The sequence below is a fragment of the Phenylobacterium sp. genome, assembly GCF_041913825.1.
Taxonomy (GTDB): domain Bacteria; phylum Pseudomonadota; class Alphaproteobacteria; order Caulobacterales; family Caulobacteraceae; genus Phenylobacterium.
Genome location: NZ_JAYSEO010000006.1, coordinates 47,492 through 61,287, shown reverse-complemented (window position 1 = coordinate 61,287; position 13,796 = coordinate 47,492). Strand labels below are relative to the sequence as shown.

At 70.6% G+C, this 13,796-nt stretch carries 9 protein-coding genes; 3 read left to right on the top strand and 6 right to left on the bottom strand.

The genetic code is table 11. From position 1 onward, the window contains the following. Window position 1 precedes the first annotated feature (1 nt). On the top strand, window positions 2–1,594 hold the full coding sequence (gene purH / locus ACE3Q8_RS06210; RefSeq protein WP_374469384.1) for a bifunctional phosphoribosylaminoimidazolecarboxamide formyltransferase/IMP cyclohydrolase: 1,593 nt from the start codon (window positions 2–4) through the stop codon (window positions 1,592–1,594). A 126-nt stretch (window positions 1,595–1,720) separates the two neighbouring features. On the opposite strand, the gene ACE3Q8_RS06205 is transcribed toward purH, so the two are convergent. Both ACE3Q8_RS06205 and ACE3Q8_RS06200 read right to left on the bottom strand, forming a co-directional pair. Further along, entirely contained in the window at window positions 1,721–6,583 is a 4,863-nt protein-coding gene (locus ACE3Q8_RS06205) for an NAD-glutamate dehydrogenase (protein ID WP_374469383.1), read from the bottom strand. 184 nt (window positions 6,584–6,767) lie between these two features. After that, window positions 6,768–7,907 (bottom strand): AI-2E family transporter, encoded by a 1,140-nt coding sequence (locus ACE3Q8_RS06200; RefSeq protein WP_374469382.1) that lies wholly within the window; start codon window positions 7,905–7,907, stop codon window positions 6,768–6,770. 221 nt (window positions 7,908–8,128) lie between these two features. Between ACE3Q8_RS06200 and ACE3Q8_RS06195 the strand changes: the two genes are divergently transcribed. Next, window positions 8,129–9,583, top strand: a complete 1,455-nt coding sequence (locus ACE3Q8_RS06195) for a helicase HerA-like domain-containing protein (protein ID WP_374469381.1) — start codon at window positions 8,129–8,131, stop codon at window positions 9,581–9,583. A 72-nt stretch (window positions 9,584–9,655) separates the two neighbouring features. Here ACE3Q8_RS06195 and ACE3Q8_RS06190 read toward each other — a convergent pair whose 3' ends face one another. Next, the gene (locus ACE3Q8_RS06190; RefSeq protein WP_374469380.1) at window positions 9,656–10,438 is read right to left on the bottom strand and encodes an SDR family NAD(P)-dependent oxidoreductase; all 783 of its coding nucleotides are present in this window, start codon (window positions 10,436–10,438) and stop codon (window positions 9,656–9,658) included. A 57-nt stretch (window positions 10,439–10,495) separates the two neighbouring features. On the opposite strand from ACE3Q8_RS06190, the gene ACE3Q8_RS06185 reads away from it, so the two are divergent. After that, window positions 10,496–10,915 carry a YkvA family protein gene (locus ACE3Q8_RS06185; RefSeq protein ID WP_374469379.1) on the top strand — a complete coding sequence of 140 codons (420 nt, stop codon included), beginning with the start codon at window positions 10,496–10,498 and terminating at the stop codon, window positions 10,913–10,915. On the opposite strand, the gene ACE3Q8_RS06180 is transcribed toward ACE3Q8_RS06185, so the two are convergent. From ACE3Q8_RS06180 to ACE3Q8_RS06170, 3 genes are all read right to left on the bottom strand, one after another. Then, the gene (locus ACE3Q8_RS06180) at window positions 10,890–11,822 is read right to left on the bottom strand and encodes a DMT family transporter (RefSeq protein ID WP_374469378.1); all 933 of its coding nucleotides are present in this window, start codon (window positions 11,820–11,822) and stop codon (window positions 10,890–10,892) included. The genes ACE3Q8_RS06185 and ACE3Q8_RS06180 overlap by 26 nt on opposite strands. Then, a complete protein-coding gene (locus tag ACE3Q8_RS06175) occupies window positions 11,819–12,682 on the bottom strand; it encodes an SDR family oxidoreductase (RefSeq protein ID WP_374469377.1) in 864 nt (287 codons plus the stop codon). The genes ACE3Q8_RS06180 and ACE3Q8_RS06175 overlap by 4 nt, the downstream gene beginning before the upstream one ends. Before the next feature lie 92 nt (window positions 12,683–12,774). Further along, the gene (locus ACE3Q8_RS06170; RefSeq protein WP_374469376.1) at window positions 12,775–13,776 is read right to left on the bottom strand and encodes an NADPH:quinone oxidoreductase family protein; all 1,002 of its coding nucleotides are present in this window, start codon (window positions 13,774–13,776) and stop codon (window positions 12,775–12,777) included. Window positions 13,777–13,796: the final 20 nt, after the last annotated feature.

The following is a 13,796-nucleotide window of genomic DNA, read 5'->3' as shown; positions in this document are numbered from 1 at the left end:
CGTGCCCGCCGCCCCCGACTTCCCGCCCGCCCCGGACAAGATCCAGATCCGCCGCGCCCTGATCTCGGTCTCCGACAAGACCGGTCTCGTGGAGGCCGCCCGGACCCTGGCCGACATGGGCGTGGAGCTGGTCTCCACCGGCGGCACCCGTAAGGCGATCGCCGACGCCGGCCTGGCGGTGAAGGACATCTCGGAGCTGACCGGGTTCCCGGAGATGATGGACGGCCGGGTGAAGACCCTGCATCCCATCGTCCACGGTGGCCTGCTGGGCGTGCGCGACGCGCCCGAGCACAAGGCGGCCATGGACGCGCACGGCATCGGCGCCATCGACCTCGTCTACGTCAACCTCTACCCGTTCGAGAGCACCGTCGCCTCGGGGGCCGACTACGAGACGGCGGTGGAGAACATCGACATCGGCGGTCCGGCGATGATCCGCTCGGCGGCCAAGAACCACGGCTACGTCGCCGTCTGCACCGAGCCCGCCGACCTGCAGGAGGTGCTGGACGCCCTCAAGGCCGCAGGCGCCACCTCGTTCGAGCTGCGCAAGCGCCTGGCGGCCCGCGCCTACGCCCGCACGGCGGCCTATGACGCCGCGATCTCCGGCTGGTTCGCCGCCCAGCTCGGCGACGACGCCCCGCGCCGCATGAGCATCGCCGGCGAGCTTGCCCAGACCATGCGCTACGGCGAGAACCCGCACCAGAAGGCGGCCTTCTACCGCTTCCCGAACCCGCGGACCGGGGTCGCCACGGCCCGCCAGCTCCAGGGCAAGGAGCTCAGCTACAACAACATCAACGACACCGACGCCGCCTTTGAGCTGATCGCCGAGTTCGCTCCCGAGGCCGGCCCGGCCTGCGCCATCATCAAGCACGCCAATCCCTGCGGCGTGGCCACCGGGGCGTCGCTGAAGGAGGCCTACGAGCGGGCGCTCGCCTGCGACCCCACCAGCGCCTTCGGCGGCATCGTCGCCCTGAATTCGAAGCTGGACGCGGCCACCGCCGAGCAGGTGCTGGAGGTGTTCACCGAGGTGGTGATCGCCCCGGACGCCGACGAGGACGCCGTCGCCCTGTTCCGCAAGAAGAAGAACGTCCGCCTGCTGGTGACGGGCGGCCTGCCCGACCCGCTGCAGCCGGGCGTGACCTTCAAGTCGGTCTCGGGCGGCTTCCTGGTGCAGTCACGCGATGACGCGCGGCTCGCGCCCGCCGACCTGAAGGTGGTGACAAAGCGGGCCCCCACCGACGCCGAGGTGCGGGACATGCTGTTCGCCTTCACCGTCGCCAAGCACGTGAAGTCCAACGCCATCGTCTACGCCAAGGCCGGCCAGACGCTGGGCGTCGGTGCGGGCCAGATGAACCGCAAGGACTCCGCCCGGATCGCCGCGCTGCGCGCCGCCGACTTCGGCCTGGACCTGACGGGCTCGGCCTGCGCGTCCGAGGCCTTCTTCCCGTTCGCCGACGGCCTGATCCAGGCGGCCGACGCCGGCTGCACGGCCGTGATCCAGCCCGGCGGCTCGGTCCGCGACGAGGAGGTCATCGCCGCCGCGGACGAGCGGGGCCTGGCGATGGTGTTCACTGGCGTGCGGGTCTTCCGGCACTGACCACAAGATCGGCGCTCCCCCTCCCGGGGAGCTCCCGCGAGGCGGGTGAGGGGGTGTGCTCAGATGTATGAGCCGACCCCCTCCATCCCTTCGGGGCGCCCCTCCCCGGCGGGGGAGGAACTCGCCCTATCGCTTGCGCTTGCTCGCCGCCTCGGTCGCCAGCTCGCGCAGGGCGGCGTTGGCGATGGTCAGCTTGGCGAAGGTCCAGGCCCCGCCGGCCGCCTCGATCTCCTCGATGACGCGCAGCGCGCCGCGGGCCTGTTCCGGACGCAGCGCCGCCCACGAGCCCACCGCATCGCGCGCCGAGGCGGCGTCGGCGCCGGCCTGCTGGCCGCCGGCGAAGTCCATGATCGCCCGGGCGAGCTGGGCCTGCTCGGCCAGCATGTCCTCGATCAGGCGGCGCAGCGCCGTGCGTTCAAAGGCGTCGCCGACCGCGTACCCGCCCGCCGCCGCCCGCAGGCGGTCGAAGGCGAAGGCCGCCCCGGCGGCGTTGTAGATCCGTGAGACGTTCGGCAGCGGCCAGCTCGAGGCCTCGGCCAGGTCCACCAGGTCGCCGGCCGTGGTCAGCGACTGCAGGATGGCCGCCTCCCGGGCCAGCTCGGCGGGGGCGCCCAGGCCCTTGAGCTGCTCGATCCGGGCCTCGATGGCGCGGCGCTCGACCTCTGTCACCGTCTCAGGCGTCAGACCCTTCAGCGCCTTGAAGCCGGCTCCGTAGCGGCGGACGAGACCGTCCACGTCCAGCTTCTCGCGGAACGCGCGGCGGGCCAGCCAGAAGGTGGCGCCGCGCAGCGCCGCCACCGTGCGCCGGTAGAGCGCCATCTGGCCCTCCGCCGGGACCTTGCCGTCGAGGGCGTCGATGGCCTCCCAGAACGGCTCGACGCCGAGCACCGCCTTGGCCGCCTCGTACGCCGCCACGAAGGCGGTCACGTCGCAGCCGGCCGCCGCCATCAGCCGCGAGGGGAAGCTCGGGCCGCAGCGGTTGATGATGTCGTTGGCGACTACCGTGGCGATGATCTCGCGCCGCAGCCGGTGGCGGCGCATGGGCTCGGCCCACTTGCGCAGCGGCTTCGGGAAATAGCCCTCCAGGCGCCGCTCGAAGAACGGATCGTCCGGCGCCTGGCTGGCGACCATCTCCCGCTTGAGCTCCAGCTTGCCGTAGGCCAGCAGCACCGCGAGCTCCGGCCGGGTCAGTCCGACCCCCGCCGCCTGCCGCTCGGCCACGGCCGCGGCGTCGGGCAGGCCCTCCACCGCACGGTCAAGCCGTCCGGCGTGCTCCAGCTCGGTCATGAAGCGGGCGTGCGGCTCGAGCTCGCCGGCGGCGTCCATCTCCAGCAGCGACAGCGCCAGCGTCTGGTCGTAGTTGTGGGCCAGCACGTGGCCCGCCACGTCGTCCACCATCGAGCGCAGCAGGGTGTCGCGCTTCTTGCGGGTCAGCTCGCCCGTGCGCTCCAGCATGCCGGTGAGGATCTTGATGTTCACCTCGTGGTCGGAGCTGTCCACGCCGGCCGAGTTGTCGATCGCGTCGGTGTTGATCCGCCCGCCGCGGCTGGCGAACTCGATGCGCCCGGCCTGGGTGAGGCCGAGGTTCGCGCCCTCGCCGACCACCTTCACCCGCAGGTCCGCGCCGTTGATCCGGATTGGATCGTTGGCCTTGTCGCCGACTTCGGCGTTCGCCTCGTGCCGCGCCTTCACATAGGTGCCGATGCCGCCCAGGTAGAGCAGCTCGGCCGGCGCTTTCAGGATCGCGCTGATCAGCTCGGCCGGCGTCATGGTCTCGGCGCCGACGTCCAGCATCGCCCGGATCTGCGGGCTGAGCGGGATCTCCTTCTGGCTGCGCGGGAAGACGCCGCCGCCCTTGGAGATCTGCTTGCGGTCGTAGTCGTCCCACGACGAGCGCGGCAGCTCGAACATCCGTTTGCGTTCAGCCCAGGACTTCGCCGGGTCGGGGTCCGGGTCGAGGAAGATGTGCCGGTGGTCGAAGGCGGCCAGCAGCTTCGTCTGCTGCGACAGCAGCATGCCGTTGCCGAACACGTCGCCGCTCATGTCGCCGCAGCCCACGACGGTGAACGGCTCGGACTGGATGTCCTTGCCGAGCTCGCGGAAGTGGCGCTTGACCGCCTCCCAGGCGCCACGGGCGGTGATGCCCATCACCTTGTGGTCGTAGCCCGCCGAGCCCCCTGAGGCGAACGCGTCGCCCAGCCAGAAGCCATAGGATTCGGCAATGCCGTTGGCGATGTCGGAGAACGTCGCCGTGCCCTTGTCGGCCGCCACCACCAGGTACGGATCGTCGCCGTCATGGACCACCACGGCGTCTGGATGGATCACCTGGCCGTCGGGCGAGAGGTTGTCTGTGATGTCGAGCAGGCCCGAGAGGAAGGTGGTGTAGGCGCGGATCGCCTCGGCCCGCACCGCGTCCGGCGCGCCGCCCTTCGGGAGCTGCTTCGGATAGAAGCCGCCCTTGGAGCCGACGGGCACGATCACCGCGTTCTTCACCTGCTGGGCCTTCACCAGGCCCAGCACCTCTGTGCGGAAGTCGTCGCGCCGGTCGCTCCACCGCAGGCCGCCGCGGGCCACCGGCCCGAACCGGAGGTGCACGCCCTCGACGTTGACGCCCCACACGAAGATCTCGCGGTAGGGCTTCGGCAGCGGCAGGTCGGCCAGCTCGCCGCTCGCCACCTTGAACGAGATGTAGGCCTTCACCCCGCCATCGGCGGCGGGCTGGTAGTAGTTGGTCCGCTGGATCGCGCCCACAAGCAGCGCGAGGCGGCGCAGGACGCGGTCGTCGTCCAGACTCTCCACGTGCTGCAGGGCCTCGATGATGCGGGCCATGACCGCGTCCGCCTGCTCGCGACGGGCGGCCAGGTCGGCGCGGATCGCCGGGTCGAACTTCGTGCGGAAGAGGTCGAGGATCAGCCGCGCCACGCCCGGGTGGTTCGACAGCGCCTCCTCCTGCGCCCGCTGCGTCGGATCGAGGCCCGACTGCTGGCGGTAGCGGGCGAGCGCGCGGATCAGCGCCGCCTGGCGCCATGGGATCGACAGCTCGAGCACCAGACGGTTGAAGCCGTCGTTCTCGGTGAGGCCGGTCCAGACGGCGGCGACCGCATCCTCGAAGGCGTCCTTCACCTCGGCGAACACCAGGTGCTCGCCACGCGGATCCATCAGCTCGAAGTCGTGCACCCAGACGGTGCGCCGGCCCTCGCGCTGGATGGCGAAGCCGGCCTCGCCCATGGCCTTCAGGCCCATGTTCTCAAGGATCGGCAGGACCTCCGCCAGCGGAGCCGGCTCGCCCTGACGGTAGAGCTTGAAGCGGAACGCCAGCGGGCCGTCCGCGGCCGTGCGGTAGGCGCGCACGCGCACCGGCTCGTCGCCGAACGCCTCGATCTCGGCCACGTCGGCGAGCGCCTCGGCGGCGTCGAAGCGGTCGCGGTAGCCGGCCGGGAAGGCGTCGCGGTAGAGGGCCACGGTGTCGGAGACCTCTTCCGGCGCCCGCCCGCTGGCGCGGACGGCGGCGTCGAACCGGTCCTCCCACGTCCGCGCGGCCTCGGCGATCTCGGCCTCGAGCGCGCGCAGGTCCGGCCAGGCGTGCTGCCCGGGCGTCACGCCGATGATGTAGTGTACGCGCGCCAGGGGCGCGTCGGGGAAGGCCGGGTAGTAGGCCGACAGCCGTCCGCCGTAGGCCTTGGCGATGATCGCGCCCGCGCGCCGCCGCAGGTCGGAGTCGTAGCGGTCGCGCGGCACGAACAGCAGCACCGAGGCGAAGCGGTCGAACGGGTCCCGCCGCTCGAACAGCCGCACGCGCGGTCGGTCGTAAAGATGCAGGACGCCCAGCGCTTGGTCGAGGAGGTCGTCCTCGCTCATCTGGAAGAGCTCGTCGCGCGGGTGGTTCTCGACGATGTTCTTCAGCCGCTTGGCGTTGTGGCTGCCGGGGACCGCCCCGGCGCGCTCCAGCACCCGGGCCACCTTGGCGCGGATCAGCGGAACGTTCGCCGCCGGCTGGTCGTAGGCGTCGGCGGTGAACAGGCCGACGAAGCGGACCTCGCCCTGCGGGCGGCCGTCGGTGTCGTAGCGCTTGATGCCGACGTAATCCATGTAGCCCCGGCGGTGCACCAGGCTGCGGACGTTGGACTTGGCGACGGTCAGCGCGGGCTCCACGTCGAGCCGGTCCTTCACCTGGCTCATCAGCAGGGCGGGCTCGTGCGCGCGCCGCAGCACGGTGCGGGCCGGGTCACGCAGCACGCCCAGGCCGTCGGTGGGCTGGTAGACCGGCTCCTCCGGCGCATAGTCGCCGTTCGGCAGGCGCGGGTAGGCATAGACGCGGGCGCCGAGGAACACGAAGTGCTCCTTGTGCAGCCAGGAGAGGAACGCCAGGTCCTCCTCCGTGGCCTTGGCCGGGTTCTCGCCCAGTTCGGCGAGCGTCCGCTCCATCAGCTCGAGCATGGCGGGGAAGTCGTCCACCGCCGCGCGCACGTCGGCCAGGGTGTCCTTGACCCCCTTCACCAGCGCCGCCTCGCGGTCGGGGCCGATGGGGTCGAGGATCACCTGGATCATGGATTCCCGGCGCGCCGCGCCGGTCTCGCCGCGCACGCCTGCGCGGTCCCGCTGGACGGTGACGATGGGGTGGAACATCGCCCGCACGGAGAGCCCCTGGTCGGAGATCTCGCCCATGATCGAGTCCACCAGGAACGGCGCGTCGTCCTGCACGATCTCCAGCCGGTCGAGACCGGCGTGGCGGGCGCCGTCCACCGGCGTGATGCGGATGGAGGGTCCGCGCCCGCGGCGGCGTTCGCCGAAGCGCCAGAAGTCGGCCAGGTTGGCGGCCACCTCGGTCGCCGACAGCTCGGGCAGCTCGTCGGTGAGCGCGTCGGAGGCGGCCTGCTCGGCGAAGGCGCGGGCGGCTTCCATCTGCGGCTCGTCGCCGATCGCGGCCAGCACCGCGCGGACGAGGCGACGGTTCGGCTGCAAGGCGGCCGGCTTCACGGGTCGGTTCATCGGGCGATCCCCATTGCGGACACGAGGACGCCGCCGGAGGAGAGAATCCGGCGGCGTGTGGCTCCGCCGTGGGGGGGCGGCGGAACGCTCAGTGCTCGCTGCGCCCGTTGGCTTGGGGGTCGGGCGCATCCGCCGAGGGCTTGGCGTCCTCGGCCCACCATAGATAGGAACTGCAAGCTCACGTTTAAGTCCTCTCGGAGCGTTTCCGTCGCCGGGCGGTCGGTTCGGACGCGATGGCCTTGTCGAGGGCCTCGGGGGTGTTGTTCTGCTGGCTCCGCAGCCGCAGCGGATCGCCGTCCTCGCTGATCAGCACCGCGATCCAGCGGGAGCTGGGGAACTGCGCGAGGATCACCATGGCCATGACGGTGAGCGGCGTGGAGAGGAAGGCGCCGGTCAGGCCCCAGATCGCCGTCCAGAAGGCGAGTGACAGGAGCACCATCACCGGATCGAGGTTCAGGCTGCGGCCCTGCATGCGCGGGTAGATGACGTTGCCGACCACCAGGGTCACGGTCTGCAGCACCACGAACAGCACGATGGCCTGCCAAAGCGACTCGAACTGCACCAGCGCCATCACCGGCGGCGCCGCCACCCCCACGATCCCGCCGATCACCGGGATGTAGGAGGCGATGAAGATCAGGAAGGTCCAGAAGACCGCATTGTCGAGGCCGACGGCCACCATCGCCGCCCACGACGCGGCGGCGATCATCAGGCCGGTGATGGTCTGAACCCAAAGGTACTGTTCGACGCCGTCGCGGATGCGCAGAAAGATGCCCATGGCCTCCTGCCGCTCCTCCCGCTGCGGGAACAGGTTCACAACCTTGCGCTCCCAGCCCCGGCGTGAGGCGATAATGAAGCCGAGGTAGACGAGCACGAAGCCGGCTGTGGCGGCGAAGTCCTGCAGGCTGCGGGCGATCTGCCCAAGGAAGCGGGTCGGGTTCAGTTGCTGGACGAGCTGGGCGACGGTGGGCGGCACCTCCAGCCCGACCATGCCGGCGAAGCGGGCGAGCAGGCCGTCCAGCTTCGGGGCGTAGCTGGTGAGCTGGCCGGCGAAGGCATAGGCGTTGTCGGCGACGACGTAGGCCGCCCCGCCGAACAGGAGGATCGAGATCACCACGGCCAGCGGCACCGCCGCCCGGCGGCTGACGCCCGGCAGCCGGTGGTGCAGCACCCGGGCGAAGCCGTCGATCATCACCGCCAGGAACATGGCCAGGGCCAGGGGCGTGAGGATGCCGGCGAGCCACTTGAGCGCAGCACCCGCGGCGATCACGGCCAGGATGGCGAGGGAAGCGCGGATCAGCGGCGACTCGGCGGCGCGGGCGGTCATCGAATGGCTTTCGCGGGACGGGGGCGGTGACTGTCCCCGGCCGGGGCGCCGCCGTCAATGCAGGAGACCCCTACCCGGCTTTGCCGTGGTTTGGGAGTGATTTTACCCCTGCTGTTGCAATTTCCAGCACGAACGTGGCTTCGCCTCTCGGGGAAAGAGGCCCTGGCGCGCCTTTCCGGCGGTCGCTAGCCTGCGCTCCCTTTCAGCGCGAGGAGACCCGCATGGCCGAGAATGGCGTCCTGATCGGCATGGCCGACCATCCGCAGCTCCTGCGGCTGGACCGCGCGAACCGCCACGGCCTCGTAGCGGGCGCTACCGGCACGGGCAAGACGGTGACGCTGCAGGTCCTGGCCCAGGGCCTCTCCGACGCCGGCGTCCCGGTGTTCGCAGCGGACGTGAAGGGCGACCTTTCCGGCGTCTCCCAGCCGGGGCAGCCGTCCGAGAAGATGCTGGCCCGCGCGCAGGCCATGGGCCTGGAACTGCGGCCGGCGGGCGCGCCGACCGTCTTCTGGGACCTGTTCGGCGAGCAGGGTCATCCGATCCGCGCCACCGTCACCGAGATGGGCCCGCTGTTGATCGCCCGCATGCTCGAGCTCAACGAGGTTCAGGAGGGCGTGCTGACGGTGGTCTTCCGCGCCGCCGACGACGAGGGGCTGCTGCTTCTCGACCTGAAGGACCTGCAGGCGGCGCTCACCTACGCCTCGGAGAACGCCAAGGCGCTCGGCGCGCGCTACGGGAACATCTCGGCGGCGACGGTGGCGACCATCCAGCGCAAGCTGCTGATGCTGGAGGAGCAGGGCGGGGCCAACCTGTTCGGCGAGCCGGCCCTGCAGCTTTCCGACCTGATGCGCACCGACGGCTCGGGCCGCGGCTATGTGAACCTGCTCGCCGCCGACCGGCTGATCGCCGCGCCACGCCTCTACGCCACCTTCCTGCTGTGGCTGCTGAGCGAGCTCTTCGAGGAGCTGCCGGAGGTCGGCGATCCCGAGAAGCCCCGGCTCGCCTTCTTCTTCGACGAGGCGCACCTGCTTTTCCGCGACGCGCCCAAGGCCCTGCTGGAGAAGGTTGAGCAGGTGGTCCGGCTGATCCGCTCCAAGGGCGTCGGCGTCTACTTCGTCACCCAGAACCCCGCCGACATCCCCGAAACGGTGCTGGGCCAGCTTGGCAACCGGGTGCAGCACGCGCTGCGCGCCTACACGCCGGTGGAGCAGCGCGGGCTGCGGGCGGCGGCGGCCAGCTTCCGGGCCAACCCCGCCTTCGACACCGCCGAGACGATCCAGCACCTGGGCGTCGGCGAGGCGCTGGTCTCGGTGCTGGACGAGAAGGGCGCCCCCACGGTGGTGGCTAAGACCACGGTGCGCCCGCCGGTCTCGCGCCTGGGCCCGGTGACGCCGGCCGAGCGCCAGGCCGTCATGGCGCAGAGTCCCGTCCGCGGGCTCTACGACGAGGTCCGCGACCGCGAGAGCGCCTACGAGATGCTGCAGAAGAAGACGGCGGCCACCGCGGCGGCGCCCGAAGCGCCTGTGGCCAGGCCCAAGGCCGCCGCGCGGGAGAAGCCGTCCGAGCTGCAGTCCATGGGATCGGCCTTCGCCAAGTCCATGCTGCGCACCATCGGCAACCAGGTCGGGCGCGAGATCATGCGCGGCCTGCTGGGCGGCGTCCGCCGCCGTCGCTAGCGGCGCGGCATGAGAAAGGCCGCAGGCGTTTCCGCCTGCGGCCCTCTCATGCCTCAGGGCCGGTGGCTGCGCTTAGCGCGGCGCCATCCGGATCGCGCCGTCGAGGCGGACGTCCTCGCCGTTGAAGTAGCCGCACTCGATCATGGTCAGCGCGAGCTGGGCGTACTCCTGCGGCTTGCCGAGGCGCTTGGGGAACGGCACCGAGGCCGCCAGCCCCTGCTTCACCGCTTCCGGCGCGAACTGCATCAGCGGGGTGTCGAAGATGCCTGGCAGGATGGTGTTCACCCGGATGCCCTCGCCCGACAGGTCGCGGGCGATCGGCAGGGTCATGCCGACCACACCGCCCTTGGACGCGGAATAGGCCGCCTGGCCCATCTGGCCGTCCTCGGCCGCCACCGAGGCGGTGTTGATCACCACGCCGCGCTCGCCGTCTTCCATGGGCTCGAGATCCAGCATGCCCTTCGCCGACTTGGCGATGCAGCGGAAGGTGCCGACCAGGTTGATCTGGATGATGAAGTTGAAGGCGTCGAGCGGGAAGTGCTTGGTCTCGCCCGTGTTCTTGTCGCGGCTGACGGTCTTGATGGCGTTCCCGGTGCCGGCGCAGTTCACCAGGATCCGCTCCTGGCCGTGGGCCTCGCGGGCCTTGGCGAAGGCGGCGTCCACGTCCTCGTCGGAGGTGACGTTGCACTTGCAGAACACGCCGCCCACGTCCTGGGCCACCTTCTGGCCCTTCTCTTCGTTCATGTCGAAGATGGCGACCTTGACGCCCTTGGCCGCGAGCGCGCGGACCGTGGCCTCGCCGAGGCCGGACGCTCCGCCCGTGACGACCGCGGCGACAGATGAATTGAGTTCCATGGACGCTTTGCTCCCGCTCCCGTTAGATGGCGCTACTGGACTGAAGGCATTAGCCCGATGAGCGCAGGCGCAAAAGACTCACCCAACGTCACCGGCTTCGATCCGCGTACGCCGATCGATCCCAGCCGCGCGCTGGTGCCCTCGGTCGTGAAGCTGAACGAGGAGCGGGTGAACCGCGGCTTCTGGCCGAAGATCCGCCGGACCGTCGCCAAGGTCCCCTTCGCCGCCGAGGCGCTGAGCGTCTGGTACTGCGCGAAGGACGAGGAGACGCCTACGGCCGCCAAGGGGATGATGCTCGCGGCCCTGGCCTATTTCGTCCTGCCGGCCGACGTGATCCCCGACTTCATCGCCGGCCTCGGCTACACCGACGACGCGGCCGTCTTCGCGACGCTGATGACCCTCGTCGGCCGCAACCTGAAGCCCCGCCACCGCGAGGCGGCCCGACGCTCGATCAAGCGCCTGCGGGACGAGACCTGACCTTCGAGAGCTGGTGCTCGCGCCAGGTGATGAGGAGGGTCGAGGCGACCACCACCGCTGCGCCCGACAGCGTCCAAACCGTCGGGACTTCGTGGAAGAGGACGAAGCCGGCCAGGGCGGTGAACACCAGCCGGATGTAGTCGATGGGCGCCATGGCCGCCGCGTCGCCCACCTGCATGCCCTTGATGTAGCAGGCCTGGGTGACCGTCCCGAGAACGCCCATGATGCAGAGGAGCGCCAGGTCGACAGGCTCCGGCCAGCGCCAGGTGAGGAAGGCGCCCGGCAGGCTGAAGATGAGCCCAAGAGTCATGGCCCAGACCAGCAGGACGGTGGGCGAATGGTCCCGCGTCATCACCTTCATGCCGGTGATGGTCAGGGCGAACAGAAATGACGCGGCCAGCATGGCGAGCGCCGGGACGCCCAGGGCGAAGTCTCCGCCCGCCCCTGGGCGCAGCATCAGCAGCACCCCGCCGAAGCCGACCCCTGCGGCAGCGACGCGCAGCGGCCCCACCTTCTCCCGCACCACGAAGGCGGCTAGCGGCACGAGCCACAGAGTGCGGGTGAAGGACAGCGCGTTCGCATCGGCCAGCGGCATCTTCTGGAAGGCGTAGAAAGACAGGATCATGGCGATCGTCCCCGCCGCCGAGCGGAAGAACAGGATGCCGGGCCGGGTGGTGGCGAACGCCGCCCGCCCCTGCCGCAAGATCACCGGCAGCAGCACCGCGAAGCCCGCCGCCTGCCGGTAGAAGGTCTGCAGCGCCGCCGGATAGTCGTCGCCCAGGAACTTGATGAGCGTCGTCATGGCCGTGAAGCCCAGCGCGGAGGCCAGCATCCACAGCGCGCCCCGGACATTGGGCGTCAGGCCGCGATGGGCCTCCGGCTCGACGAGTCCCGGCTCGTCAGTCATTGCCCCTGGGCGGTCGGCGGCGCGAAGCTGTCCCCGAACATCTCGGCGAAGGGATTGGGCGCGCTCACGTCCCAGGCGTGCCGGCTCCCCACGGTGATGCCGCCGTCGACCACCAGGTGCGTGCCGGTGACGAAGGCCGAGGCGTCGGAGGCGAGGTAGAGGGCGGCCTGGGCGATGTCGTCCGGCATGCCCGCCTTGGGGACCGGCTGCACCTTCGCCGCATGCGCGGCCACGAGGGCGGCGAGCTGATCGGCGCCTTCGCGGGGCATGCCGAGCGAGGCGCCGAAGATCGAGGTGGCGATCAGGCCGGGGCAGATGGCGTTCACCCGGATGTTCTGCGGCGAGAGCTGGGCCGCGGCGACCCGGCTCATGTGGATCACCGCCGCCTTGGCCGAGGAGTAGGCGATCGGGCCCCAGCCCGCCTGCAGGCCGGCGATGGACGCGGTGTTGACGATCGCGCCGCCGCCCCGCTCGAGCATCAGCGGCACGGCGTGTTTCATGCCGAGCGCCGGGCCGCGCACCAGGACGTTGTAGATCCAGGTCCAGGTCTCGGCCTCGATCTCCGGGATCGAGCGCATGGCGTCCGAGATGCCGGCATTGTTGAACAGGATGTCCAGCCCGCCGAATTCGCTCTTCGCAAGCTGCACCGCTGCGGCGATCTCCACCTCCGCGGTCACGTCGCAGTGGGCGTAGCGAACCCGGCCGGGGAAGCGCTGCTCCAGCATCTTCCCCTTCTCGTCCTGGATGTCGGCGGCGACGACCTGGGCGCCCTCGGCGACGAACAGCTCCACCGTGCCCAGGCCGATCCCCGAGACGCCGCCGGTGATCACGGCGACCTTGCCTTCCAGACGTCCGGCCATGACGACCCTCCCCGACTTGTTTGTTATCGCTGATCAGTAGAGACCCGCGCGGCGTCGCTTGCAACGCCGTTCGCGGGCCTGCAGAGCGCGGCTCAGTCGATCGTCACCACGACCTTGCCCATGGCCTTGCGGCTGGCGAGGTGGCGGATGGCGTCGGCGGCGCGCTCCAGCGGGAAGCGCTCGGAGACGTACGGCTTGATCTTGCCGTCCGCGTACATCTGCAGCAGCTCCTGGACGCTCTCCTGGTGCCGCTTGGGGTTCTTGCCGACCCAGGCGCCCCAGAACACGCCGACGATGTCGCAGCCCTTCAGGAGCGCGAGGTTCAGCGGGATCTTCGGGATGTCGCCGGCGGCAAAGCCCACCACCAGGTACTTGCCCTCCCAGGCGATGGAGCGCAGCGCGGGCTCGGCGTAGTCGCCGCCGATGGCGTCGTAGATCACGTCCGCGCCGTTCGGGCCCGTCGCGTCCTTGAAGATCTGTGCAAGCTGCTTCTGGCCGTCCCGGTCGAACGGGCCGCGGCCGTAGACCACGCCGCCGTCCGCCCCGTGCTTCTTGCAGAGCTCGACCTTCTCCTCGGACGACGCGGCTGCGATCACCTTCGCGCCCATCACCTTGCCGAGCTCGACGGCGGCGAGACCCACGCCGCCCGCGGCGCCCAGCACCAGCAGGCTCTGGCCCGGCTGGAGCTGCGCGCGGTCCTTCAGCGCGTGATAGCTGGTGCCGTAGGTCATGATGAAGGCCGCGGCGTCGTCGAACGGCATGCTGTCGGGAATCTTCACCAGCCGGGCGGCTTCCAGCGCCAGTTCCTCGGCCATGCCGCCCCAGCCGGTGTTGCCCAGCACCCGGTCGCCCGGCTTCACGTGGGTGACGCCCTCGCCGACGCTCTTGACGATCCCGGCGATCTCGCCGCCCGGGGAGAACGGCCGCTGCGGCTTGAACTGGTACTTGTCCTCGATGATCAACACGTCGGGGAAGTTCACGCCGACCGCCTTCACCTCGACCACCGCGAAGCCCGGCTTGGCGTCCGGGGAGGGCATGTCCTCCAGCACGAGGCTGTCGGGTCCGCCGACTTCCTTGCTGAGCAGCGCTTTCATGGGACATCCCTCTCCGATTG